At 38.8% G+C, this 26,706-nt stretch carries 23 protein-coding genes and 1 other RNA gene; 7 read left to right on the plus strand and 17 right to left on the minus strand.

The window, feature by feature from the left end:
• Window position 1: 1 nt before the first annotated feature.
• Window positions 2–316 (minus strand): helix-turn-helix domain-containing protein, encoded by a 315-nt coding sequence (locus ACEQZT_RS10600; RefSeq protein ID WP_370089399.1) that lies wholly within the window; start codon window positions 314–316, stop codon window positions 2–4.
• An 80-nt stretch (window positions 317–396) separates the two neighbouring features.
• Window positions 397–975, minus strand: coding sequence for a hypothetical protein (locus ACEQZT_RS10605; RefSeq protein WP_370089400.1), 579 nt, complete (start codon window positions 973–975; stop codon window positions 397–399).
• A gap of 221 nt (window positions 976–1,196) precedes the next feature.
• Here ACEQZT_RS10605 and ACEQZT_RS10610 point away from each other — a divergent pair, with 221 nt between their 5' ends.
• The 4 genes from ACEQZT_RS10610 to ACEQZT_RS10625 all read left to right on the plus strand — a co-directional run bounded on the left by ACEQZT_RS10610 (window position 1,197) and on the right by ACEQZT_RS10625 (window position 3,458).
• Window positions 1,197–2,018, plus strand: coding sequence for an RteC domain-containing protein (locus tag ACEQZT_RS10610; protein WP_370089401.1), 822 nt, complete (start codon window positions 1,197–1,199; stop codon window positions 2,016–2,018).
• 88 nt (window positions 2,019–2,106) lie between these two features.
• A complete protein-coding gene (locus ACEQZT_RS10615; protein WP_370089402.1) occupies window positions 2,107–2,379 on the plus strand; it encodes a helix-turn-helix domain-containing protein in 273 nt (90 codons plus the stop codon).
• A gap of 39 nt (window positions 2,380–2,418) precedes the next feature.
• Window positions 2,419–2,817, plus strand: coding sequence for a hypothetical protein (locus ACEQZT_RS10620; protein ID WP_370089403.1), 399 nt, complete (start codon window positions 2,419–2,421; stop codon window positions 2,815–2,817).
• A complete protein-coding gene (locus tag ACEQZT_RS10625) occupies window positions 2,814–3,458 on the plus strand; it encodes an ATPase (RefSeq protein WP_370089404.1) in 645 nt (214 codons plus the stop codon). The genes ACEQZT_RS10620 and ACEQZT_RS10625 overlap by 4 nt, the downstream gene beginning before the upstream one ends.
• A gap of 31 nt (window positions 3,459–3,489) precedes the next feature.
• On the opposite strand, the gene ACEQZT_RS10630 is transcribed toward ACEQZT_RS10625, so the two are convergent.
• The 8 genes from ACEQZT_RS10630 to ACEQZT_RS10665 form a co-directional block, all read right to left on the minus strand.
• Window positions 3,490–4,596: a Card1-like endonuclease domain-containing protein gene (locus ACEQZT_RS10630; RefSeq protein ID WP_370089405.1), complete on the minus strand. Its 1,107-nt coding sequence runs from the start codon at window positions 4,594–4,596 to the stop codon at window positions 3,490–3,492.
• Complete coding sequence (locus ACEQZT_RS10635) at window positions 4,593–5,171, minus strand: hypothetical protein (protein ID WP_370089406.1); 579 nt, start codon at window positions 5,169–5,171, stop codon at window positions 4,593–4,595. Before ACEQZT_RS10635 ends, ACEQZT_RS10630 begins: the two co-directional genes overlap by 4 nt.
• 10 nt (window positions 5,172–5,181) lie before the next feature.
• Window positions 5,182–6,621 (minus strand): phosphatidylserine/phosphatidylglycerophosphate/cardiolipin synthase family protein, encoded by a 1,440-nt coding sequence (locus ACEQZT_RS10640; protein WP_370089407.1) that lies wholly within the window; start codon window positions 6,619–6,621, stop codon window positions 5,182–5,184.
• Complete coding sequence (locus ACEQZT_RS10645; RefSeq protein WP_370089408.1) at window positions 6,614–7,975, minus strand: hypothetical protein; 1,362 nt, start codon at window positions 7,973–7,975, stop codon at window positions 6,614–6,616. Before ACEQZT_RS10645 ends, ACEQZT_RS10640 begins: the two co-directional genes overlap by 8 nt.
• A complete protein-coding gene (locus ACEQZT_RS10650) occupies window positions 7,972–11,940 on the minus strand; it encodes an AAA domain-containing protein (protein WP_370089409.1) in 3,969 nt (1,322 codons plus the stop codon). Before ACEQZT_RS10650 ends, ACEQZT_RS10645 begins: the two co-directional genes overlap by 4 nt.
• Entirely contained in the window at window positions 11,940–15,578 is a 3,639-nt protein-coding gene (locus ACEQZT_RS10655) for a BPTD_3080 family restriction endonuclease (protein WP_370089410.1), read from the minus strand. Before ACEQZT_RS10655 ends, ACEQZT_RS10650 begins: the two co-directional genes overlap by 1 nt.
• Complete coding sequence (locus tag ACEQZT_RS10660) at window positions 15,575–18,058, minus strand: site-specific DNA-methyltransferase (RefSeq protein ID WP_370089411.1); 2,484 nt, start codon at window positions 18,056–18,058, stop codon at window positions 15,575–15,577. Before ACEQZT_RS10660 ends, ACEQZT_RS10655 begins: the two co-directional genes overlap by 4 nt.
• Before the next feature lie 124 nt (window positions 18,059–18,182).
• Entirely contained in the window at window positions 18,183–19,421 is a 1,239-nt protein-coding gene (locus ACEQZT_RS10665; protein ID WP_370089412.1) for a DUF2130 domain-containing protein, read from the minus strand.
• A 91-nt stretch (window positions 19,422–19,512) separates the two neighbouring features.
• Between ACEQZT_RS10665 and ACEQZT_RS10670 the strand changes: the two genes are divergently transcribed.
• The gene (locus ACEQZT_RS10670; protein WP_370089413.1) at window positions 19,513–20,505 is read left to right on the plus strand and encodes a helix-turn-helix transcriptional regulator; all 993 of its coding nucleotides are present in this window, start codon (window positions 19,513–19,515) and stop codon (window positions 20,503–20,505) included.
• Window positions 20,505–20,972: a hypothetical protein gene (locus ACEQZT_RS10675; RefSeq protein ID WP_370089414.1), complete on the plus strand. Its 468-nt coding sequence runs from the start codon at window positions 20,505–20,507 to the stop codon at window positions 20,970–20,972. Before ACEQZT_RS10670 ends, ACEQZT_RS10675 begins: the two co-directional genes overlap by 1 nt.
• A gap of 415 nt (window positions 20,973–21,387) precedes the next feature.
• On the opposite strand, the gene ACEQZT_RS10680 is transcribed toward ACEQZT_RS10675, so the two are convergent.
• From ACEQZT_RS10680 to ACEQZT_RS10695, 4 genes are all read right to left on the minus strand, one after another.
• Window positions 21,388–22,098: a hypothetical protein gene (locus ACEQZT_RS10680; protein ID WP_370089415.1), complete on the minus strand. Its 711-nt coding sequence runs from the start codon at window positions 22,096–22,098 to the stop codon at window positions 21,388–21,390.
• Between the two features lie 182 nt (window positions 22,099–22,280).
• On the minus strand, window positions 22,281–22,481 hold the full coding sequence (locus ACEQZT_RS10685; RefSeq protein WP_370089416.1) for a hypothetical protein: 201 nt from the start codon (window positions 22,479–22,481) through the stop codon (window positions 22,281–22,283).
• On the minus strand, window positions 22,474–23,097 hold the full coding sequence (locus ACEQZT_RS10690; RefSeq protein ID WP_370089417.1) for a DUF5675 family protein: 624 nt from the start codon (window positions 23,095–23,097) through the stop codon (window positions 22,474–22,476). Before ACEQZT_RS10690 ends, ACEQZT_RS10685 begins: the two co-directional genes overlap by 8 nt.
• Window positions 23,087–23,842, minus strand: a complete 756-nt coding sequence (locus ACEQZT_RS10695; RefSeq protein ID WP_370089418.1) for a hypothetical protein — start codon at window positions 23,840–23,842, stop codon at window positions 23,087–23,089. The genes ACEQZT_RS10690 and ACEQZT_RS10695 overlap by 11 nt, the downstream gene beginning before the upstream one ends.
• A gap of 124 nt (window positions 23,843–23,966) precedes the next feature.
• On the opposite strand from ACEQZT_RS10695, the gene ACEQZT_RS10700 reads away from it, so the two are divergent.
• A complete protein-coding gene (locus ACEQZT_RS10700) occupies window positions 23,967–24,182 on the plus strand; it encodes a hypothetical protein (protein WP_370089419.1) in 216 nt (71 codons plus the stop codon).
• Here ACEQZT_RS10700 and ACEQZT_RS10705 read toward each other — a convergent pair.
• The 3 genes from ACEQZT_RS10705 to ACEQZT_RS10715 form a co-directional block, all read right to left on the minus strand.
• A complete protein-coding gene (locus ACEQZT_RS10705) occupies window positions 24,172–25,410 on the minus strand; it encodes a site-specific integrase (RefSeq protein WP_370089420.1) in 1,239 nt (412 codons plus the stop codon). The genes ACEQZT_RS10700 and ACEQZT_RS10705 overlap by 11 nt on opposite strands.
• A gap of 256 nt (window positions 25,411–25,666) precedes the next feature.
• Window positions 25,667–26,067, minus strand: a transfer-messenger RNA (tmRNA) gene (gene ssrA / locus ACEQZT_RS10710).
• Between the two features lie 73 nt (window positions 26,068–26,140).
• A complete protein-coding gene (locus ACEQZT_RS10715; protein ID WP_370089421.1) occupies window positions 26,141–26,653 on the minus strand; it encodes a hypothetical protein in 513 nt (170 codons plus the stop codon).
• Between the last annotated feature and the right edge of the window lie 53 nt (window positions 26,654–26,706).

Raw genomic sequence — 26,706 nt, forward strand, 5'->3', positions numbered from 1 at the left:
GCTAATTCTTCTTAGGTGCACGTTCTTTTGTTGATAATCCAGCATCCTGCAATTTCCTACCAAGTTCATCATCCTTTGCTAGTGCTAACAGGTCGTTTTCTAGTCCTAATACCTTAAGTACATTGAGGTAATGACCGATACTTACTGTTGACTTTCCCTGTTCTATTGATATCAGTGTATTCCTTCCGATCCCTGCTCTCTCCGCAACCATTTCCCCACTAAGCTTACGTCTTAGTCTTGCAAGCTTGATTTGTTCACCCACGGTTTCAAGAATATGAATTGTTTTTGGAAGTAATATGGCACTCTTCTTAGACATAATGTTTATTATATTGTGCAAATATATATAATATTGTTTATTATATTAAACATTATAATTATAAAATAAATACTATTTTACTACCATCCTCTCCGTTGCTTCCACTCAAAATCCTTTTTCATTTTATCCCACTGATGATAGTAATTATTGAACGGGTGTACATACACATTGATTTCATGATAGTCTCCATAGATTGAATGTCTTACATCATAGACATAACCACGTTTGTAGTTTTCGTTTCCTTCGATGAAGGCCAAATCAATGTGTTCACCAATGCGAGGAGCATGCGTGAGCTTTAACCGAAAGTATGTGGCCCATTCATCGGGTTCAAACATCATTCGCTTTTTGTCTGGTTTCTTTCTTTCGTCCCAAGGGATGGAGATCATGATGGTATGAAAAACATTCGTTATTTCCGGAGGCTTCTCCCATGTCCGATTCATAAATTGGTCATACAATTCTCTTAGCTCTTTATTAAGCTTTACTCTAGGAATACCTAGCTCATCAGATAGATCCTGATTTGTCGGCAAGTTTTCCATCTCGTCTGTAGATGAGTATTCAATACTGATCAATTTTGAAACTAGGGGACTATCACCTGTTAGATAGCCTTTGAAGAGAACAAGCGTTTCAATTATCCAGTTGTAGTTTCTGTGTGCTCCCATAATTAAATCTTTGATCTACTTTAAGTTAAGTAGAATTAGCTGCAGGAAATTATGGGCTGATCTAAAATAATGGGGCAAATAAAAAGCCCTCATCTTCGACAAGGGCTATCATTAAGAATCAGCTTTTACACTAAAAAATTCTAAATTAGTGCTATTTATTCTAAATCATACCGTTTTATACTAATTTCACTTTCTATTAAGAACCAAGCAACCTAATCACATTGGAAAACCCATGTTATGAGCTCCTTGAGGAGATGGAGCAAGGGTTACTTGCCATTGATTGCAGTGACCGTAACAGACTTGAAAAATGTGCAGAAAATATCAAGCTATGCCAGAGGCTGGTAGTCAAGTTGAGAGAACTCTACCTTGACGCAGACCTGCATAAGGAGGAGGCACAAATTCATTTTTTCCGACATATCAAACCCAAGGTTTTCTCCGAGTTGATCTTTCAAATTGAGGTCAACCAATTCTACAAGTCTAAGCCCCGTGGAAGTGTCAAAGCTAAGAAGCATTACATCGCTGGCCATTCTGATAAAGTCTCAGCATACATCACGAAACATTGCGACTTCAACAACTATATCAGGCAGGGCCTTAATCACCTGGACTATTTGTACTTCACCCATCGTGAATACTGTCCGAAAGCTCATGGCAATCTCGAGTATCCGGTGGATCCGGAGTTCAGCTCACCAGCGGATCCAACCTATTCTTGCCTCCTCGCAGCTGATCGTTTCATTCAATTCTTGAGGAATGAAGAGTACATGTTGAAGAATCCGTCTTTGGACCCAAGTTGGGAATTCATGAAATCTCTGGAATGGCAAGGAAGCAAAACAGACCTGGTTGAATTGATTTATGCTCTCCATTCATCAGGATCGCTTAAAGGAGATCTGAAAGACATCATTTCGGTGATGGAGAGATCCTTCAATGTTGATCTTGGGTATTTCTATCGCTTGTACACAGATATTAAGCTAAAAAAGAATCCAACCTCATATATTGACTCTTTGAAAGCCAGTCTGTTAGCGAAAATCCAATCAGAAAATCGATAAAAGTTTCACCCAAGTTGGTGTCATCTTGTGAATAAAACGTTTCAAAGCAATCCAGCTTTGGCCATCGAAAAACAAAAACAAATATTAGATGGCAGCAACAATTATTACAGCAGATGATCTGCGAGAATTCAAGATGGAACTTCTCCAGGATATCAGGGAAGTATTATCAGAAGATAATACTCAAAACAAACAATGGCTTAGATCAAGTGAACTACGGAAGATGCTAAAGATCTCTCCGGGAACATTACAAAACCTCCGAGTGAATGGTACGCTTCCTTACACCAAGATCGGAGGGGTGATCTATTACGATTACCACGACATCTTAAGAATGTTGGAGGAGAACAAATTCAATAATCAATAGGCATCCTGAGGCCCTCGAAGGATGAACTACATCCATCACATGAATAACTGGTTTGCTAAAGTACAAGCGGATGAACGGCTATATCCTAGCCACATCAGCTTGTACCTGGCACTCTTTCAAATTTGGAATTCCAACAGGTTTAGAAATCCGCTTTCGGTAGCAAGATCAGAACTCATGAAGCTTTCAAAAATTGGTTCAAATAATACCTATGCCAAGTGCTTAAAGGAGCTTGATAGCTGGGGCTATTTGGAATACATTCCTTCGCATGATCCGATCAAAGGAAGTAGAGTGAACATGTTCACTTTCGATACAACTACCAAGACAACTACTGATACAACCACTGCAACAGCATTGCGACCTTATATAAACAGTAATAAACAGTCTAAACAGGTAAACAATGATTCCAATTTGAAAAAAAATTATGATGAACCACTATGACAATATCAGAACTCGAATCAGATGTATTCCACTTCCAGGAGTGTATCTCTTTTTTAGAAAAAACAGGCCGAAAAATTTACGGTCCGAAATTCAGGGTACTTGAGGAGGATTATCCGATCATCTTTCGCCTCTTCGTTTACTTTTTTAAAGACGAGAAAAATGCCGCAGAATTTGATCTGGACCTTAGAAAAGGAATCCTCCTCATGGGCCCCATTGGTTGCGGCAAAACCTCTCTCATGAATATCATGAGATTTATTCGACCTCATCAAGAACAACACTTGATGATCTCCACTCGAAAGATTTCATACGACTTCATACAGAATGGATACCAGGTCATTGAGAAGTATAGCGACCGGTCATTCAAATTCAAAGCAGATGAATGGATTCCAAAGCACTACTGCTTTGATGACCTCGGAGTTGAGAATAGTCTTAAGTATTTCGGAAATGATTGTAATGTCATGACAGAGATCCTCCTCTCACGGTATGACTATTACATTAATCATAAGATGCTCACCCACATTACAACAAATCTTGACAGTGGTGAGATTGAGAAAATGTATGGAAGTAGAGTGAGGAGTAGGCTACGCGAGATGATGAATTTGATCTCATTCAACAGAGAAACATGCGATAAGCGTGCGTGAAATATTCGACCATTTTTCTAATGCTATCATTTCACATAGAAGATCTCTTTAACTGTTTACCTATCTGTTTAATCAGGTTCTTAAAGGATGGGGGTTGCTTTCTAGAAAAAGTTGATGCAAAAACCTCAATGTCTAGCTCTTTGCACTTCTCAATAATTCCACTGTTTGGTAAATAGCGACTTACTAAGATTGCTTTAGATATCACCCCTCCATAGGTCTTTTTGATGGTATTCATTTTGTTAATATCTGCCTGAACAACATTGCCAGACTTACACTCCACAAAGACCAATTTATTATCTGCGTTTAATAGAATGTCGATTTCATTCTTCATCATTGACGCATCCGATCTAAATGGCAGTTCACAGTTGATTAAAATCTGAGTCGCCCCACTCCATTTAGATAACTCTTCTGCCACCACCATTTCCCACCAACCAGCATTGAAGAATAGTGATTTAATATTTGATGATTTGAATGAGATAATTGACTTGTTCTTTTGAGCTATTTGTACAGTATTCACATCCCATTTGACATGAAATGCATTACCAAACTTTTCATCTCCAGAGGAAGGAATATGATTTGTGTTTTTGAACTTGGACCTAAAATGTTTTGTGACGGTAGTGTATCTGTTATCATTAGTCGCCCAGGTTAAAATGTCATGCGAAACCTTGATATCAGTTTTTGAAATGTCTTTATATTCTGTAAAACTGGTCAACTTATGACCACTTAATTGGAAAAACTCATCAATGGTTATTGAATAAGTAATCTTTTGTTTCTTGTATGCAGGAATTAACAATACTGAGTTGTCTTGATTAAGATAAAACCCGCTTAAATTCAATTTCTGTATTATTGATTGCACTGCAAGTACCATGATTTTTGTGCCGCCGGTCAAATTGAAGATAATCTCATCAGTTTTGAATTTGCTTATAATGCTCTCACATTGCTTTACCACCGATTCGAATTCAAACGGATCACACTCGAATTCATGAAATGAATGTCCTTGCAATAAAGACTTAATGTCCGTCAATTTCTGTTTTGAATCTTTTGACGAAAGAAAGACAAGCTTGTCTGGATTAAATTCCTTAATACCTAGGTACACAGGTAAAGATTGACCTCCGACCAATGTGACTATCACCTTCATTCCAATATGATTTCAGGTTGATCACGGAATGGATCATATACCAGGTTCAAAACTTCAGATCCGGGCTTAGGCTTCCTCAAATCTTTGATGTAATCGGTAAAATCAACATAAACTATTCTACAGCCATAATCCTTACCGAATATCGAAGCACTGGCCACCATTGATTTCTTTCCTCCGGTGATGTCCAGTGTTAATTGGGAATCTGGATTAAGAACAAGTTTTTCCTTCAATGCTTTATAGAGAGTGATAAATGTTTCATTCTCAATATTGACAACTTCATATGGGGTTTCTAGAAATTTATCTAGGTATTCAAGTCCCTCACTTGTTTGATTTGATGTGAAAATCACATGTTTTGTTGGTCTGACAGTTCTTGCGGTCAAGATTATTGGCTCAGGTGAGAAACCTAGTATGGAGAACAATGTTCCACCCTCGCTAATCAATCCTTTATGCTCATCTATGAAATTATCTATGACAACCGGAAATAGATTTTCATAGTAGATTGTCTGAGCCTTTTTGAAATTGCCCGATTGAGCTAACTCCAACCATTCCTCCAAATAAGGTATTTTCTTCTTCATTTCTTCTTCATTAATTGAGGTGTATTTCCTCAAATTTTAAAAGGTATTTCTCAAGTTCATAAATTGGTGAAACTGAATCCTCGATACTTATAACACTCCTTATTAGCTGACCCTTGAAATGTCTATTGCCTGAAATTATATAAACTGAATTATCCTTCTTATTTAATCCATAAAATATCGGTTTGCCCTCCATTTCGACTTGTCCAGATATTGAATGAGGAAATTTGATAGTTAATTTCGATGGAATGGGGTGTGGCTTGAGATTCTTCAATTTTTCATATGTCGAATAAGTTTCGCTAAACTCAAGGTAAGTGACATCTTTTGAATACCGGTAGAAGCTATTTCGAATTAAATGAATGTGGAACCTTAAAAATTCCTTTCGCTGCTCCTCTGTGAGTACTACACCAACTTCAAATCCATTTTTTAAACCATGATTCCCATCGATATTGGCAGTAAATAATAGGCCCTCTTTTTCATTAATTACACCTTTAGAGTGATTGTACAAATCACCATAAATCTCACATCCCATATCGAACAACTCCTCACATCCAATTAAATGATCTGATCTATAATTCATGCCCCTACAGAATATCATTACTTTCACTCCTCGTTTCCTAGCTGATCGCAACGCATCGATAAACTCCTTCAACCTCTTCAATTGAACTATGCTATAAGTTGAAAGGTAGAGTACCTCGTGCGCCTCCTCTATGATTCGAATAATAGCCTGATAAATACGGTTTTCGTGAGTTTCATACGTAATCAACAATTTCGAGTCCTTATTGAAATTCAAATCTTCACCTTGTAATGTATTTTCTGTGCTGGTTACAAGCATCTTGTTTTTTCTAGCACCAATAAATCTCCGGTACTCTGTTCCTTTTAAGAAGATAGAATCAAAAATCTTTTCAAGATCACTCGCTGTAGACCCACTAATCATTACCCCTGATTCTGTATTCATATTCAATGATGGTTTGGTCAAATTAGCACTGGTGACCATTCCTTTTTCATGATCTGTTAATATAAATTTTGCGTGTACATTTAGTGAAGCTCTTGCATGAACACCTTGATCATATAGCTTCTTAAGTTTTGCTAGATGCACATTTACTGATGAACCTTTCATTTCTTCCTCAGTTAAATTATTACTCAGAATATCTGTATTCTCGAGTTTCTTAGGATCAAGCTGAGTAAGTATGAAAATTCGTACATCAGTTGATTTTGCTTTATTGTAAAGCGCATGAAATAATTGGTCATCAGTTATTATAAAGCTACAGAGCTTAATGCACACCCTAGCTTCATCAATAAGTTGTATGACTTGCTCTTTCAATCCAAGATTATCCCCACTGATATAATACAACCCTGACTTATCATTTGAGAAATAGTCTTGGGGACTTTCATTGTTGAGACAAAAAACCCCATTCTTTATTCGGTCGGTATTTCTAAGAATTTTATTCATCTCCTTTGTTCATACAACTCTCAATATCAAATCTTTCTAGAAGTTCGAATTCACCACACGCTATTAATAGTTTCCTATAGTTGTCTTTGTATTCTGAAAACTCATTTTCAAACTGTTTTAGGGAAATATTATGTTTGTCTGCTTTATTTATTGCCTTACTGAATTCTACCACCTTAAGTACTAGTTCATCATTTGTGATGTAATTCAGATAAAGTAAAAACACGTTATTATCCAGAGAACCAAACTTATAATCCCTGCCTCTTATAAGGTCGCTTATGATTTTATATCTGAAGGGAGAATCCATTAGGATATCGTAATCAATTTTGATTTGAAGTTCTCGGTCATTGTTAATAATAGAGTCTTCAGATACATGCTTTATGCTAAATACTCTGTCTATAACATCCATTAAATCTTGAATACTAAAAACAAAGCAACTACTACTATAATCTTCGGTTGGATCAGCTTGATTCCAGTTAGTAATAATAATTGGAGGAGGCTTTCTGCTACTACCCATCCTGGGTCTTGGGGTAATAATTTTAAATACTAGTTGAGATAACCTATCTCTTATATTATCCTCAAAACATTTAACATTCCGCCTAAGTGTTTCATAGTACGGTTCATTCAAGTTATATACCGAATAGCCGTCAATAAGCTCTTTAACCATCCCTAGTTCAGAAGAACAAGCGCTCACCAATAGTCTAAAACTCATTTGCGTGTAAGAGATTTCTTCAATTGTTTCAATTCCCTCTGGTATTTTGAATTTTTCTCTGTCTTCAACCGGAATTGATAATATGCTATCTATTATTGTTTCATCATCAGGAGGCCTATGAACTATATCAGGGCCAAATGGAATCTTACTTTTGGTACTACCATCTCTTCTATCTGTATAGTACTCTTTATCATGTTGACTAATTAAAGTCAGTCGATAGCTTTCATAAAAAACTTTTGAAAGTGGCTCGAATGTCAATCCGTCAATAAAGAAATCATACGATATCCTATGTTTTCTCTTAAGAGTATCTTCCTGAAAAACTTTAATTCCTTCTTCAGTGAGAAAAAATGACTTGTCTTGTTGGACAAGCAACCCATCATTTATCAGCTTAATTATCCTCGCTTCGATAAGCTTCTTAGTTGTTCCAAGTAGTGAGGCAAGTTGTAAGTACGTTAAATCATTTTTCGCAAGTAGCATTTTCACAAGACCCATATCGAAGTTATCAAGAGGTTCTGGTGTGCTATCTACTATTCTAGAGTGAATGCAATAAACTGGGTATTGAATTGCGAAAATCCCCTTTAGATCTAGCCCTTTAGATCTATAGACTTCATGTAGTTTTTCTATGTTCAGGCTAAATATACTCATGACATTGATAGGAGGATTCGCTTATTGTTATTGTCAATCTTTAAGATTTTGAAGTCATGAATAGATGCCAATTTTAGGTCATGTCTATTGCCAATTTTGTTTTGAGGAAGTAGTGCAGTTATGCCGCAATCGAGTTCGATTAGAAAACCGCTATGAATTTTTCTTAAAACATAGCCTTTCGTGCGATTTTTTCCTTTTAATGTAAGGATATTACTAAACCAAGTTTCTGGTTTAACCGTTACCCTTTTTTTGCCTAAGTCAATATGATGGATTTCAACCTCGATTCTATTTCCTGATGATAGTAACTTGAACTGTTCTTTATACGATCTAGGAATAAATGACTCAGGCATAAAGCAATCAAAACCCTCAATAGTAATAAAGTGCCCAAGGGTTTTTCCGGATTCTTTGTATGATGTCTTATACGCTCCAAGAACAACAGAACCAGTTGAGTACTTCTTTTTTATCCTTTCAAATGGAGATTCAACATCATAGTAGTCTGATACATTAATAAAACTTCCCTTACCGGATTTCTTACTCAGACTTACAAGCTTTTTGAATAAGCCTGTATAATTAAAAAGCCTATCAAAATGTGAGCGCTTATCCGTTAATGTCTTTTCATTACCAATAAGAATCAGTTTCTTTTTGGCCCTACTAAATGCAACATTTAGTCTCCGTGCGTCATCAAGGAAACCCACCTTAGAATTATTATTCTTCGAAAAATCAGAAGACCTTGTGAAGCTGAAAATAATGACATCGTATTCTCTCCCTTGAAATGAATCCAATGTTGAGACGTTCACTGATCTGAAATTCAATTCCTTGAGCTGCCCGATATGATTACGGATGTTTGTTACTTGAGACTTATAAGGTGCAATAATTGCGACTTGATCAGATTCAACGCCACCATCAGCTAGTTTGGGTAGGACTTGCTCTGCTATGAACATCGCTTCTGTATCATTTTTTGCAGAATAACCATCATGCTGTTCGTATGGATTTTTGCAGTTGCTTGTGTCAAAAAATATTACCTGATGGGCTAATGGTGCAGGAAGGTTAAGTACATTCTTTTCTGTATCTGATCCCATTTTCACCATATTGTTATAAAAGGATCCAGAAACAAATTCACCAATATTGGGATGCATTCGATGCTGATAGTTGAGTAGAATTGAATTCTCTTCAGGAAATTCTTCATTACTGATTCTATCAGTAATGAATTCAAAAAAGGAGGTCTTTAATGCATGATTAATTTCATCTTTGCTAAAATCAGATCCATATTGTGATTTCGGGAAAGATCCTGGGATTCGCTCATCCAAATATTCATTATTGATGTATGGTGGGAGCTGCTTTTGATCGCCAACAAGTATCACTTTCTTACCTTGCTCAATTGCAACAAGAGTTTCTGCAATGTTAGCTTTACCTGCTTCATCAATAATTACTGTATCGAACTTGTAACCCGATTCTCTGAATACACGATCTGTCCTAATTCCTATACAAGTTGCAAAAACTACGTCTAGTGAATTGTAAATAAACGGCTTTAATAAGACTTGAAAATCGTTACTTTCTTTATCTATCCACTCTTCTAGCGCATCTAATAAATCAATGATTTCTTTAGATTCCATTCTCCTAATACCATTTAGCAATTGAAAATGTCTTTGCTTAAATAGTTCTCCTAGTCTTCCATACTCACTAACATACTTTTGGACCTTTTGGGCAAATCTTTCTTTAATCTCACTTCTGCTCAATTCAAGTTCTCTAAAGTCTAGATAGGCCTTACCAAGTCCGATATGATTCCTTAGGAAGGTATTAAAGTCACTTTCCAATGCATCTACCAAATGATCTATATTATATTGAACCAACTCCTCATCTATTCGGTCTTCACTGCCTACGCGAAGAAGATTTAAATGACTGAATTCAGATATTTTTTTCAGCACATTGTCAACAGCTACATGGTTTTGCCCTGATACTAGTACTCGTTCTCCATTTTTAGTGAGCTGATATATTATCTCTGCAATAACAGTTGTTTTTCCTGTACCTGGTGGGCCTTGAATCAGAAATATGTTCTGATTTCCAACTGCTTTTCTAATAGCAGTGAGCTGATTATTACTTTCATTGGATTTTTGGAAAATAGGGTTTTGAAAGTCAAAATTTTTTATCTCAGGATTTTTAATCTTTTCAGGACTCACCAATAACTTTTCGATATGGTCTATGTCTATTTTCTTTTCTATGAAATCCTGAATAATTTGTCTTTGAATTTCAAATTGATTCTTTGGGATTTTTTTATCCAGATAGAAACCATCTTTTAACAAATCGATATCTATGGCTTTGTTGAAATTAATTATGTAAGATCCATTCAGCTCTTTGATCTTACCTCTGGTCAACATCATCAGTTTAATTTCATCTGTATTTTTAGAGCTATCGGCATTAAGTCGTATGTTGACGACTGAATCTTCATCAAGTTCTAATTGATCTCCTTCGCTGCTGCTAATTGCTATTGCTACGTTTGCACCGGAACCTTCAACTTGTTTGAATTCTGTTATTAGTTTTGAACTTGACTTCTGATCATTGTTAATCAGGTTAATCTGATATTCAAGAAATTTATCATTAATTGATAGCGTTTTACCCTCTTGCCTAAGAATTTCTCCAGCATCCCGCTTAAGGCTGTAAATCGTTTGAAAACACTTAGTTTTTAAATCAGCTAATCGAAAAAATTCGAATTGAGAAGAATCTAGGGGTATAGAATTGAAAGGATTTACAATGGATAGTTTGTTAGCTAAAAGAAAGGACCCGTATCTTAAATTCTTCTTTTTATTTTGATGAATATCATCATTACCAAAACTGAATTTTTCAATAATAAACTTACATTCTGCAGGGTCATCTGAATTGCTGATTTGTCCATAGATGTTTATGTCATTATTGTATAAAGTAAATCGTGGAATATCATCTCTACTTTTACTAAGCCGAAACCAATATTTTTGATCAGACAATTCTGATAAAAGTCTGAGCTCGTTTTCATTAGTATATCCCTCATTAAAAAAATAGGGAATTGCGTTCGCCTTGAACATTTGTTCGTAAGCTGAACTATTCAATTCAAACTGAATATATAATTCAAATTCTGTTCGAAGGGTTTGGGAGAAGATCATGGAATCTTTTTCAAACCCCTTCTTTATCAGTGTATGGTCATCGTTGCTCGCATTAGTCCCAAGCAAGGATTTTTTAAATCTACTGTAGGATCTTAAATCCTCTTCAATAAAAGAAAATTCTTCACGTCCTCGATCAGATGTTTTACCCGATTTTCCAAGATCAAACCCAGAAGGAACTAAAGAGATGAGATCACTAACTGAAAGCTTGGAGTTTACTTTTATTTTGATTTCATCACCACCATCAATTGAATGGGATTTATGGAGAACTCCATATAAGCCGTTTTCAAGCTTTAATAATCTGTGATCATAATACTCTTCAATAACTTTTCCGAAAAGCTCATCACCTCTGTTTAATCTTGCCCAAATAATGGAATCTTTAAGAGGTTTTACTTCTGGTAAATGTTTTTGAGATAATCGAATTTGTCTGTTTTTCAAATCCAAATCCAAGACCACTGCCTTGATCCGTTGACCTTCTTTCAGTTTTGAGAATTGGTTCTCAGATTCAGGTATACAATGAGATATATCTAATGCAGAAAGTCGGCCATAAAAACCGTCAGAAAATTGAGTGACTATTTGAGATGGAGGAATGACTTTGGTAATTGTAGACTCTACAATGGTTCCTGGTTCGTAGTTTTTTTTGAAATTAGCTAGTGGATCTTTTGGTACAACTTCTGAACCAAAAGATGCTGCAAGTAAATCATATTGTTCTTGAGGAATCTTAGAATTCGGATTGGCATCAATCTCAAAACCTTCAGCACGCAAAAAGTCGATGATGGCATTTTTCCCAACATTCAACTTTCTAGCAACTTGTGATAGTCTATACTCAGCCATCACCTTTTCATTCCTAAAAACTTCGTAAGAATCTTCTTAATTAGGTGCCGGCAATCCTGTGCCTGCTCCTTAGTAAGCACGTCTACATGTGCGGATTTATTCCGATAGGTTTTGATCAACTCGATTACATCATCAAGAAAATCAGCTTCAAATAATGCCTTGTCAAAGCTTTCTACAGTAAACTCATAAAAGTCCTGCCCGAGCTGTGAGTTGCTGAAATCCGGGTACCCCGCTTTTCGCAAAAAGTGGTGCATTGCTCCCAAAGTATAGTTAGTTCTGTTCTGACTCAGCATTTCAGCCATTGATTTGAAGTCCTTATTATTAAACTCATAAGTATATACCTCCTCAACCCGTGGATGAATAGTCCTGATGTGCACTGTAAATGGCTCAAAGACATTAAGAAGCAATTCACTCTCAACTGCTCTCGACATTTGAAGTACATAAGGTGAGTAATCGTCGATCATCTGTGTGACAATGGTGTCATTCAGGTGTTCTGCAGAGAGTAGGAAATCAAAACTTTGCTTTTTGAGGAACTTAGCATCTTTGATCATATTACGGACACGTCCATCAAAAACCTTCTTCTCCGAAACTGATATTCCATCCAATTTGGAATATATTTTCTCTTGGAATTCTTCCTGATCAATAAAATCCTCACCGGACTCTTTAGATGCTTCTTTGACAGTATTGAATATGGATTCAATGTTTTTGGAAAGCATGGCCTTGATGACTCTGTTCACCATCGCATCCAGGGACTTTTCTTTCCTTAGTTCTTCGATTGGAACAGCATAGAAGCTGGCAAGTTTTGAGCTATTAATCTCTAGTATTTCAGCATCAGTGATTTCTGCTTCTGATTCAGACTTGATCGAATCAACAGGTCTAAATGCTTCCGTTGGAAATTCCTTGTAAGTATTTAAGATGTCCCGGATCTCATCTGAGTTGAAGACAACAGCCCAATTCCATTTTCCATATTGCCCATTCTGATTGACAGCTTTTACCCATAAATTCAGAAAGTCTCTTTTCGCCCGGTTCTCATCATTGTCTTGACCCTTTACCTCCAATACTAGGTACTCATCGTTTGTCATTTGGATGATGTAATCTGGATAGTAATTCCTGATTACACCCTTGAATTGATACTTGATTACAAATCCTAAATGATCATTCTTAATGAAGGATTTTACCGAAGGATGCGTATCCAAGATCTTGGCATTGTTGGCTTCCCACGTGCTATCGAAAACAGTATGACTTACATGAGATCTTTTGTGCCATTCGTTTGGCTTAGATGTGTACCAGGTAGGCATATCCGACGTGGATCGAACAGGTTTCTCCTTGTCGAATACTGGGGACAATACTGCTGCATTCTGATCTTTGATTGCTACCCAGAAATGTTGGATGATCCTGTATAGATTTAGCGTAATAAGAATGCTTCTTTTGGTTGGGTCGTCGTTGAAGACTTTGGAAGTAATGACAATCTTATCTGATCGGATAAATTCTTCAGTCAGTTTGAACAATTGAGCGAGGAAGTCATATTGGTTCCCTTTCCAGTTTGGCTTCTCCAAATTGAAGATTTTGGTAGCCACATGAAATATGACAGACTGCAATCGAAACCGCTCACCATAATTTCCTAGTGCCACATCAGTTAGAGCAGCTGGTGTCACATTGTTTTCTATAACACCGCCCAAATCCACCTGGGTAATCGTGTCTGATGGATCAATTGAAATCTGCTTAATTTGATTGTAATCCAACACTAGCCTGGATTGATAGATAGTGTCAACCCTTAGGATATTAGGAAATACGATTCTATGATCTTCTTTATCAGGTGAGGGTTCAATTTTGTAAACTGGTTTCGGTGGTCGTGGTGCTGTTCCTCCACCTTCATGAGGAATAAATGAAAACGGAACTCCAAAGATGTTGACGTATTCAGGTGAAAGCATATCATTCTCATCAAACTCATAGCTCACTCTCCTCAATCCTCTACCAACTACCTGTTCGCACAAAAGCTGACTCGAAAAGGCTCTTAATCCCATGATTTGGGTCACATTCTTGGCATCCCATCCCTCGGAGAGCATTCCCACCGAAATCACATTTTGGATTTGCTCACCCGGCTCTCCAATCTTCCCAACAGAATCAACCTTATCACGGAGTTCTTTTGCCATTTCAGCCTGAGATCCCTTCAAAGTATCATCCTCATTTTCAATCTTGCCTAGGATCTTACTATCAATCTGCAAAGTCTTATCCAACTCACAGATTTCCTTAATTGAACATCCACCTGAATCAAAGAAGTACTTGATTCGATCTGCTGTTACCGTGGTATTAGCTACAGTGATCATAGCTGGAGGAATCTGTATTTTATGTTTACTCCACTCATTCTTGGTTTTCAACCAGTCTGTAGCTAAAAGATTGTAAGCATTGATAACCAGATCAGGAAGCTGAGTTTCCTTGGGTATCTGTTTTTGATTGATATCATCCTTCACATCTTTATCCATGTAGATATGATACAACCTGGATTTGTATTCTGATGTCAGCTTACCATCATCTCGTAGCACCACTCTAGGAGTCTTGACTAATCCGGATTCAATCGCATCATTTAATCCAAAATCACTAATGATCCATTCGAATAGTCCAGCACCAGTAGTTTTTTTTCCTGTTGGTGCAAATGGTGTTGCTGAAAGATCATGACATCTTAATATTGGAACTTTGGTGTTTAGCTTATCCAATCCACCAACCCAAACTGTGTTGTCAATTTCATCTTTGCTGACACCTTTCACCTTACTTTCCGCGGCACTTCTCCAGGCATGATGTGCTTCGTCATTTAAGACAAGTAGATTATTGGCATTTGCCATTTCTCCAAGAACCTGCTTTGCATAGGCGGTATCACTGATCTCCATCCGTTTCCGTTTGTCCACACTACGTAATTGGCCTTTGCTAGCTTTCTCATTAAGTTTTTCCTGGGTATCCCAAGCGAGGAGGTGCCAGTTGATAATCCTGATTTTACCTTCATGAAGCTTTTCCATCATTCCGGTTGGAACAATCTGAAATGCTTTGTAATAATTGTCTTCATCTGATGGATCAAGCACACTCAATCTACTTTTTACTGTGAGCCCTGGAGCTACGACAAGAATGTATTTACTGAAACGATTATCCTGCCGGTATGCAACCTTGTTCAGTACATTGTACGCGACCAACATGGCCATGATGATGGTCTTTCCGGAACCAGTGGCCATCTTACTACACCATCGTTCAAATGGCCCACCATCACCGGGGATTTCAATCCCATTGGTATAATGGGCAGGTGCTTCATTCAGGAAAATGATAGTCTCAATCGCTTCGAGTTGACAAAAGAAAAACCGGTAGGGCTCAGTCAGGTTATACCAGTGATTGAGAAGTTCTCTCGATACACCAGTCAAACCAGGCCTGCCTTTATCCTGCCATTCACTAACCCTTTTTCGAATCGTGTTAGCCAGCTCCAGTTCGATAAACCGACCAGTATCTTCACCACCGGATGCACCGGCAGCAATGTTGTATCCTGCTGGTCGTCTGCCATCTTCCTGGTAAAACTCCTGGGATTCCTTGTCCTGCTTCCAGTGCTTATCTGGTTCACGAAACGGTGAGCATATGATCAGCTGGTCAATCTGTCTCATGGGTTCAATATTTTGAGACTTTCGATACCTCGATCATCAATGATCTTAATTGCGACTTGCTTTCCGGGCTCAAACGGAAGTGATTTCGTTCCTCTGAAAGCTTCGATTTTTTCTTCATCGATCTCTGCTTTCAGACTCTTTGCCAGCTTAGCCCAGCCATCCTTTGCTCCGGCCATGGGGAAGAAGATTTGTTTTGGGAAAATGCTCCTACCATCATAGTCAGAATCCAACATCCACATGGCAATGTTTTTAGCTCCTCCGCTTCGAATGTTTCCAGTCTTAGGATCATAGTAATCAAACCCAGCAACTTCAATTTGTATCTTATTATCCTCAGCTTGCAGTGTTCTAACATCAGGTTGGCCTATCAACCAAAAGCTCTCATTCGTGCTTCGCTTCTTCTTCAGATCGTCTGTCTGAAGATCCATATTCATATGGGCTTTCAGCATCTTGAAGCCGACTAGCTTTTCAGGAGTATCGTCAATGTCTTTCGCAGCTTCTTCCTCAAACTGAAATGCACAAAAGAGAAGTATATCCGGTTTCAACAACCGTGCTTCATCCATTGCCAAAGCCACTATTCTGGCTTCAAGTGGTGCATGCTCGGGCCCAAATACAACGAGCACATTTTCCGGGTTATCACTTTTGGTCTCAGCCTGTGCCTGGATGTATTTGGTACCTTCTTGTGGTTCCACTCTCGTAAACTCCATCATGGCACCACCTTTGGCGCGAACACCAGTTCGCATCAACTCATCCCTCCATTGATCTTGCCGCAAAGTTTCACCAGATCGTGCTGAAGAAGCATCACCCTCTTGATTCTCAGCAATTGAATCCTCCAAACTTTTAACAAATGGTGCGGGTATTGATTCTACCGTAAATGGACCAGTGACTCTAGTCACAGAATTATTTGATTTTGGCTGATCATACAATATTTCATCTGCGGGTTGTTGTTTAGTCGCAATACTCTTTAAAGTAATGTGGGGTACTGTACGATAATCAAACCCACCTGAAATTCCTTCTTCAGGTCTCGCGTACTTGAAAAAATCAAAGGTTGAAGTCAATAATCTTTGTTTGGCTAACGCAATCGCTATTCTTGACGTATCGCAAGTAATCCATCTTCGCCCCCATTCCTCAGCAACCATTGCAGTAGTTCCACTTCCGGCTGTAATATCTAATACCAAGTCCCCGGGATCAGAAGTCATTAGTATACATCTTTGAATTGCCTTTTTTGCGGTTTGTACAACATAAATTTTTGGATCCGATCTGCTTTGAATACCTCCAATATCAGTCCAAGTGTTATTCAAAGGAACAACTGGAAAATCATCCAGGTATCGAACAAAACGTATGGTGTCTTTGGCTTGATAAATTCGGTTAGCTTTCAAGAGATTTGTAAGTCCAGCGTGTGTTGTTTTATAAGTCCCACTATACTTTTTGCCATCAATCTCAAACTCGATTAATGGATTACCTTGACTTGTCAAATTGTCGTCAACCCAAAATCTCGCACCCTTTGGAATGAGATTTGGATCTTCCTTTTCTTCCTCTGTCAACACACGCCTTTTCCCATCCTTGAGCTCAATACGGGTATACTTGGCGGCCCCTGCTTCACCAGCGATTTTATCCGAATATAGTTGCCTGTATTTAACATCTTTAGCTGACTTTGCATACCAGAGTATGTAATCTGTAACACCATAAAGAAGTTTACTCTGAAGTCCGCTAGTCTTAACAAAATTGATATTTGCAATGAAATTCTCAGCACCAAATGTCTCGTCAAGTAGCTCTCTAACATGGTGCAAATTCTCATCTGATATTTGAACAAAAACACTACCGCTTTGACTCAATATTTCTTTTGCAATTGTTAGTCTATCTCTCAGATAGCTTAGATAAGAATGTATGCCCAATTCCCAGGTATCTCGAAAAGCCTTAATCATTTCAGGCTCTTGAGTTAGGTCATCGTCATTGCCATCTTTAACTTGTTTTTTGTTGACAAAAGGTTGAAAGTTTGAAGTGTAACTTATCCCATATGGAGGGTCAAAATATACTGTCTGCACTTTTCCAGCCATACCCTCTTTCTCTATCAGGGAATTCATTACCAGAAGTGAATCTCCTGCTATTAATCGGTTCGTCCAACCTTCCTTATGCTTGTAGAATTCTATGGCCTCCCGAAGTGGTTTCTTTTCTTGATCGAAAAAGGAAAGCTGCTCACCGCTTGTATCTTCTTTCTTAACCGTGTCAATGATGCTCTTGGGGTCAATCCGCTCATGCACGTGAAGGCTTACAGTTGGTACCTCGAAAGAAGTACGTTCAGCTTTTCCACTCCAGACCAGTTGTGGGTCTAAGTGAGGGTCATAAGAGTAAGTCTTTTTATTCTGACCGTACTCTGTATCCGTACTTTCATTGACCAATCCAATGTGCGGATTGTTAAGCCGTTCCTTGTCGGAATGCTCATATTGCTTAATTGCTTTCGGTGAAGATTTCTTTTTAGCCATTTCTTATCGTTTTGAAAGAATGAAGCCTACCGATAGACATCATTTTTATTCAAATTGAGTTATCTTTCATAAATATAGTAGAAAGAGTATCGAATAGAATTAATAGTAAGGAAAACCTGAGAAACTAGTTCTCAGGCTCTTCTAATAATCCCGTTTCCAACTCCAACTGCTCTATCTCAATTACATTCTTGCCGGCTATCCCCTTAATGGCCCCGTACATACCAAGCGTATTATCGATAATCCGATCGATCTGCTTTTCTCGTTCTGCCCAAATGGATTTCATCGCGCGTTTCTCCTTATCCAGTTGAACCTTCATAGAAGAAAATCCATCTACTATCCCCTCAATCTGATGTTTGAACTCTGTACTACAGAGATACTCGTACAACAGCTCCATCTTTTCTTCTTTCCCAACCAGAGATTGATTCGCATTATGAATCTGGAGTAAGCTCTCGCGCAATACTGCGATCAGTCCTTCCACTTCTTTAAGTGAACATACCCAGATACCATTTATTAAACCAAATCCGGTCATCCCATTCGGAAGGGTTTCAGTAACAATCACACCAACATTAGCATTGTTGATCTTCATGTCATCCTTGAGCTTCGTGATCCATTTGTCACTCCAATTTTGAGCTCGTTTGCTCTCGATAGTGATTAGTCCACAATCTTGGCCCTGTGTGTTTCTGACGTGTTGTAGAATATCTGCACCATTTACACCCTTCTTTACTTCAACCACTTCATCTATTGGAAACTTAACAATGAGTAACTCTTCTATTGCCAACTCTTGTACTTCACCCTGAAGTTGTTGAGACCCCTGCTCGGCTTTCCGTTGCGCTGCTTCCAGTTGCTTCTTCAGGTCAGCAAGCTTCTTATCTCGCTCAGCCAGCTTCATTTCATGTCGCTGCGCTTCACGCTCTACTATCATATTCTCGATCTTAGATCGCTCTTGTGTAAGAGACTTCTCAAACTCCAATCGGATATTGTCCTCACGTTCCTTTGCCTCCCGTTTGATCCGTTCATTTTCTAATTCCAGCTCTTTGGCTTGATTCAGCTTCATTTGCTTGTCTTCGATCTCCTTTTTCAAGGACCTAACTTCTAACTCTACATCTTTACGGACTTGACTTTCCAATTCACCCGCTAACTTCAATTTCTCAGAATCAACACGCTGATTCACCAGCTCATCGATTTTTGATTCCCTCTTAAGCAATTCAGCTTGCTTAACCTTGAGAGCATTGTCTTTTATCTCAAGGTCATTTTTCATTTGTTGTCTCTCAGCCTTGAGCATGTGATCAAGCTGATGTTTTAGGGAATCGTCCGGTGAAAATTCGTGCTTACACTCGGGACATGTGATCATAATCTTTTCCATTAGTCTTCAAATCATTTTAAGTTCTATTGCAATCTTACTCTTAGTGAGTTCAGTTAGAGTGAACTGACATGATTTGATTAGATTTATATGTATGAGCAAAGATTTGATTCGCTTTTGGGCCTATGACAGATGTCTTACGAATCCCGTAAAAAAATACACTTGGGATGAATTGTTGGAAAGAGCGAATGAAGATCTAGAAGAACAAGGTTTCAAACCCATTAAAAAGACCCAGTTCTACAATGATATTAAAACCTTAAAACGGCCACCACATCTTGCGCCGATCGATACATTTAAGGAAGAGGGGAAATCCTATTATTACTACACCGACCCGGATTATTCTTTTCGTAAGCAGGGATTAAATGAACTGGAAGCAGAGCAGATTAAGTCTGCTTTAATGATTTTGAGCCGTTTCAAAGGAATGCCTCAGTTCGAGTGGGTCCATGAAATTATTCCTAAAATCGAGAAAGAGTTTGGTCTTGATGACAAAACCAATGACGTCATTGGGTTTGATCAGAATGTAGATTTAAAAGGAATGGAACATTTTGGAGGATTATTCAATTCTATCCTTTATCATCAGGTTTTATCTGTAAAATACAAATCCTTCAAGCACAAAGAACCGGTCAAGATGATCATTCATCCATACTATCTGAAGCAGTTCAATAATAGATGGTTCCTATTTGGTCATAATCAAGAATTAGCAACCCTTAGTAATCTTCCATTAGATAGGATCATTGATTTTAATCAGGTTGAGGATGAAACTTACATTGGCAATAATTGGGATTTCGAGGAATACTTTGATGATATGATTGGTGTAACCAAAACCGACGGTGAAACATCTATGAACATAAAACTATGGTTTTCAAAAGATCAGGCACCATACATTGATACCAAGCCTCTACACCTTACACAAAAACTTGATTGGCTTGAAGATGGATCTGCAGAAGTACGGATCGAAGTAATTCCCAATATTGAACTAGAGCAAGTGATTCTTAGGTACGGTGAGCATTGTATAGTGTTAGAGCCAGAGTCATTAAGAAAAAAAATAGCCAATAGAATTAACTGTACAGTTGATAATTACAAGTAATGAACCATCCTTATATAGATGAACTGATATTGTCCTGCCAAATGGCAAAGGTCTCCAAACCAGTTAATAAGTATGTCATTACATCACTATCAGATTTAGTGAAATTGGATAAAGTAGGTAATGCTATTTATATAATCAGTGAAGTTGATGGTAATCCAGAAAGGACGTACTCAATTTTTGAAGATTTTAAGTCTAGAAAAGAAAGAGCTTGTGCAAAACTCAACACCCCTTCAATGGTCTTATATGTTGGCTCATCTACTACAGGAATAAAAAATCGTTTGAAGCAACATTTATATGAAGGTCCAAACCGAACTTATGCCTTACATATGAAGCATTGGTTTTCTGGAAGCTACAAAGTAGATGTACTGGAATTCGATGTACCCATTGAAGTACTTCAAATTATTGAAGATTCAATTTCCCATAATCTAAAGCCAGCTTTTGGGAAGCAGGGTAGCAATAATAAATAGTGCAGGTAAAGCGGTGTTCGTCATCAGTTGGCTTGCATCTCTCATGCCAGGCTATCGGCACTAGTTCCTAGAGCCTCAAGCTATTTCATAGTGGCTATGGCCACCTGTCATGTAGGCTGCCTTGCCTGCCTTCTTCCTCACGGCAGTTCTTTCCGTCCTCATGGCCGCCTCATTCCATTTCGTTCCTTCAGTCACTTCATTTCATTGCGGCCACCACTCGTCCGGCCACTGCCTGTGTTTGTGCTCGCCTGCGGGCTCAGTCAGATAGGATCAGCCCCACGTCCAACCCACAACCAAAGCTGATCCACACCACCAGTCGGCTTCATCCTTCAGCCTTTTCCTGGCAGGCTTCCTTCGCACTCGCAAACGGCTCGCGGCGCAAGCCCAACGCTAGCTCAAGGCTGTTTTACCTGCATTAGGCTTTATAATGTTTATGATTTTTAGGTTTAAAGACAATCTTTTGTCTATTCGGCATTATCTCCCAAACATATGCTTGGTATTCATAATTATAGGCAGAATTTGGATAAACTTGGGTTCGGCCAGTACCCAGCCTCATTGGCAATTCTACATCTTGGCATAGTTTAAGAATTGGTTTTAGTAGTTTTTTTCGATCCTCCTTTGGCGCGTCAATCCGTACATCCATGTAATCATTGGATCTAATTTTCAAGATTGGCCTATTTCTCCCCTTTTTATCCTTCTCTCCGTTGAAATGTTTGTTATCAAACAGTGTTGTCAGGTACTTCTTTTTCCCAGCTAGAACAAAGTAGCATTTAACATGATCGTTGTTCCCTATCATAGCTAGCCTTACTAAATCCCATATAATTTTCTCAACTGTTTGTTTAGTTACATTGGGTCCAATCCATTTTGATTCGATTGCTATTTGAATATTTTGTTTTTGATCATATACAACAAAATCTAATTCTGGTGGTCTGCCTCTCCCAGGTGATAAATCACCTAAAACAGGATGTTTAACTTCTGAGTGAACTCTTTCGCCAAACTTGGTATTTAAAATTTGCGCTATTGGAACTGTTAAGTATTTCTCTGAAAAAACAGATGCCCGATGACATGCATGTTCAAACTGTAACCAGCTTCCTATTCCTCTTGCAAGCACTCTTTCTAATTTCATAAAGTAACTTGTTTGTTAGAGAATTTATAAAAAACCAATCAAAGTTAAGTGGCTCCCCACGTCCAGCCGCACCAATTAAAAAGCAAGGCCTCCCGATCCCTTGCTGATCCAAAGCCTTGCTTTTTACCCTCACCACTTCTTTGATTGCTTTCTTTTTTTCTCTTTTTTCTTTTGGGGTTTTATTAGCTGGGGTCTCGATTCCGCTTGAAAGCTTTCACCATCCATTTTAGCAATACAGATATGCTGAAGCTCACTACAGCCCCAACAGTTGCTAGAATGATTGTTCGTAAAATGTCAGAGGAATCAAGATTGATTGCCACACTTAACAATGTGCCCCCAACAGTACCGGCTTTCGTACCTGATGCTATTTGATGATCACTCATCTTTCTCACATTGATCCTTGACAGCTGTTTGACTTACAGCACCTAGAACCGTTCCACCGGCCACCAGGTAACCACCGACTGCAACAATCCCGGCTGGTAAGGCAATAGGTGAAGCCAGAATAGCGCCACCAGCTGCAGCAATACTCAACCCAATTGTTCTTAGCACCTTAAAGAATTTTGGAGTGGGTGCTTTCACTCTATCTACGACGTTCATATCGATTTGCTTTTGAATGGTTATGAATACCTCCTCATCAAGGTCCAAAACTTCAAAGAGGAGGTTTTGAAGTTTCTCTGTGGCCTTCTTAGAAGAAGAGCCAATACCCGGAGCATCCAATTTGCTCACAGGCGCAATGCATCCCTTCAATTCTTTCAAGGCATTGTTTGCCGGATGGATCAGGATGCCTGACCTTCCTTGCACATCCTCTAGGATCAAATGAGTTCCTCTGGTCTTGGTGTAGCGCTTGCTTACTTCATAGGTTCCTTCCGGAATGCATGAAACGTTTCTTCGATTATGGAGCCAGGGAAGCTCGATGGTAAAGCAGACCAGCTGCTCACCATGGTAGAGCTTCCCATTAGTCCCATTTGAGTGATAGGTTCGAAGGAGCTTAAGCCTCATCGACCTCAATTAATGTGAGTGGATTGTATGCTCCATTTTTCAATGGATACATGGTACCGTTCACTTCCTGCATGAATTCCAATCCAAGTACCAGGAACAGATCATCCGGGGATCCAGCTGTCACATTGGCCACCAGGTCAAATGTTGCTTCGTTCTGTGGACCCAATACGATCTCTGCACTTTCAGCCCGATTGAATTCAATCTCCTCAGTTTCGAAATTCACAATTGCAGCACCGGCTACAATCTTCATGTGAGTTGCTCCTTGCGGAAAGGCGATCGTATTACTCGGAATGAAATCAGGAATGGTCACGGTTAGCGTCCCAGCTCCTCGATCAATCACAGAAGCAAAAGGAGTGTACATGGTAGCGCTCAACTTGCCATCATTGTTGAAATCAAATCCAACCAATAGATCCAGGTCACCATCTTGAACCGTTCTTTCTCCTCGAGCATTCGCCGCATCAGATTGTACAACCTTCAGCATCTCCCGAGTGAGGCGGCTAGCCACCTTACTATCAGATGCGTTCTGCAGCATCAATCGAAAGGCATTCCGAAGAATCCTCCCGGCCTTGCCAGCACGTCCGAATTCAGATCCGTTTTCACGGGTTCTCTGGAAGGCTGGATCGTTCTTAATCCGATCTCCATCGACACCTCCTTTTTCCCTGGCTAAATAGCCATCTTTCGTTTTGTAAAAGGACACATCCCCGATGGTTCCTTTCAGTTTAATGATTCCTTTTTGTCTTGCCATAAGTCCTTAAAATTTGGTTTATGGCTGAAATGAAGCATATTTAGGAATGCTCTACAATTATGCATTTCCGATAACGGTAGCATTTGCAGGGATTTGCCATAGATGCCGTATGGGTAAAGCATAGATGGAGTATGAGGAATACGAAATGAGACTAAAACGAATCATAATTTACCCGAAGGATATCCAGCGCATTACTGGGAAAAGTGAGCGTTTTGGGAGACTTATGATTCAACGAATCAAAGAGCATCTAAAAAAAGACGATCACCATTTGGTGACCGTCCAGGAGTTTTCGCTTTATACCGGAATAGACCAAGAGCTGGTTGAAGAGTTTATTGATTAGCCGCCTTCTTTGGTTGCTCGGTGAGTAGTCCTTTTAGCTTAAGCATGTCATCGCTTACTTTTCGCTGGACCACCTTCGCGTAGATCTGTGTAGTTCGGATGTTCTTGTGCCCTAGCATTGAACTTACAGTTTCTATGGATACACCATTGGTAAGAGTTACTGTAGTGGCGAAAGTATGCCTTGCCATGTGAAATGTGATATGTTTCTCAATTTCACAGATCGTGGCAAGCTCCTTTAGATAGGCATTCATCTTTTGGTTAGAGATGATCGGAAGGATTGAATCTGAATTAAGGACAGCTGGATTATCCTCATATTTCTCAATGATCTCTAATGCCTTGGGTAGAAGGGGGATGTTGCTGTCTGTTCCCGTTTTGGTTCGTTCGGTGAATATCCAGTACTCTCCATCAATTCCTTTCGATATGTCTTTAGGTGAAAGCTTCTCAATGTCTGCATAGGACAGTCCTGTATAGCAGCAGAAAACAAATACATCTCGGACTTGATCCAGTCGTTCGACTCCTAGTTCTTTGTTCTCTAGTCGCTCTAGTTCTTCTTTGTCAAGAAATCCTCGTTTGGTTTCTTTGAGCTTCACCTGGTACTTCATAAAAGGATCCCGATCCATCCATTCGTTCTTGACCGCCAGGTTAATGATCTTTCGAAAGTTCCGGATGTATTTGAGAGTGGAGTTGTGATTGCATTCCTTCACTGTTTTGAGATAGAATTCAAGATCAGTTACAAACTGAAATCGGATCTCATTCAAAAACATATCATCAAGTTTGTATTGATGCAGGATGAACTCTTCGATATGCTTTAAAGTTGTTTCGAATCGTTTATAGGTTCCGAGCGCAAAGTCCTTTCCAACTTGCTGCTTAACCATTTCATTATGATATCTGAAGACTTCAAGAATAGTCTTCTTCTTTTCATCAATGCCATTGTATAGATCCTTGATCTTTTTAGCTGTGATTACTGAGTCTGAATCTTCAAGCTTTGAATGAATTCTGTTGATTTTTACTTGTATCATATCCAGGTGCGAATTGATTGTCCTGGCATCCTCCTTATTTCCTTTTACACGTCCAGCCTTGGCGTCCCACCTTTCTGGTTCAATTGAACGTTTAACCGATTGCTCAGCTCTTTTCCCATTCACAGTGACTCTGAGATGTATGGGTGCTTTTTTAGAGGAGCTTCGAGTGTCTTTTTTGAGGTAGAAGAGTAGGCTAAAGGTGTGATTCATAACCGTTTTGTATTAAATACTCATTTAATTTAATCAAAAATGAGCTAATTTGGAAGGAATTGATGTAATTTATTATCACATAATAAACTGTATATCAATTAGTTATAAACAATTCGGTGCGTAATTGAATTTTTGTAATTACGCACCGAATCACGCACCTAAATTATGATAATGATTGAATTATTTGAAATGATGAGAAATAAAAAACCCTCCATACATATCGTATGAAGGGTTTTGGTGTGATTTGATTATCACTAAGTGGAGTCGGAGGGATTCGAACCCTCGTCCAGCTAAGGAAACCATAGACCTTCTACATGCTTAGTTATTCTTTTAATCTCGAATCCCAGGCTGGCGAATAACTACCTACCTGAAAAACCAGTTGCTTTATTTCACTCAGAACCCACAACACTGCCCTAAGCTATTCCTTATGTTCGACACCCCAATTCCTCGCCCTAAGGACAAAAGCGTGGTAGGATGTGACAGGGGGAACCTATGTGGCTCAACCCTTAGTAATCTCTACTTATAGTTCGAGATTAGGCTGCCATAGCGTAGTTAGACTCGCCAATTACAATTTTGAGCGCATTTATTACGGATGTACACTCCCCACCCGGCATGCTAGCATATGCTTTGCACTTCCTGTCGATTCCGGTCGACCCCATATAAAAAGAACTATCACAAAGGTAGTCATAACCTTGCGAGACATTAAGACATTCGATCTTAAGAAATAGTTCTAAGGACGAGCTTCTTTTTCAAATATTAGTTGGATTTCAAGCTTACCAAACCAGGATGGCTTTTCACCACTTGGGTAGGTTTCATCAAACATGGTGAGTGAAAGTTGATCATTGGATATCGCAATAGAATAGATCTGTTCACCACCTTCAAACCCCGGAACTTTAGCAAAATCCGGTGTGGCGATGAGATTGTTGTTGTCAATTTTGTAAGATCCGCTGTTGAACGCAAATGAACGAAAGCCAGCCAGTATTTCTTCTTCTGCTGGATTGGATAGGTTTTGAAACGGGACTCTTGGATTCAGTCCGGGATTGTAAGCAATCGCATACCTTAGTTGTGAAAGGATCAAAAAACCATCTTGAGATGGGCTGACCCGGATAGTGGTGTCCTTATAGATGTAGTTGATTTCTTTCAACGTATAGCTCCCTAGTAATTCTTTTTTATTAATGGATTGAGCCTTTACGAGGAAACTTGATAAGGTGATGATTAGTGTTAGGTAAGTACTTCGGTTCATTCTTTTTTGGGAGTTAAAACCCAGTCATATTCAAAAACCCTTATTAAGATTTC

Source organism: Ekhidna sp., from assembly GCF_964218185.1.
Classification (GTDB): Bacteria; Bacteroidota; Bacteroidia; order Cytophagales; family Cyclobacteriaceae; genus Ekhidna.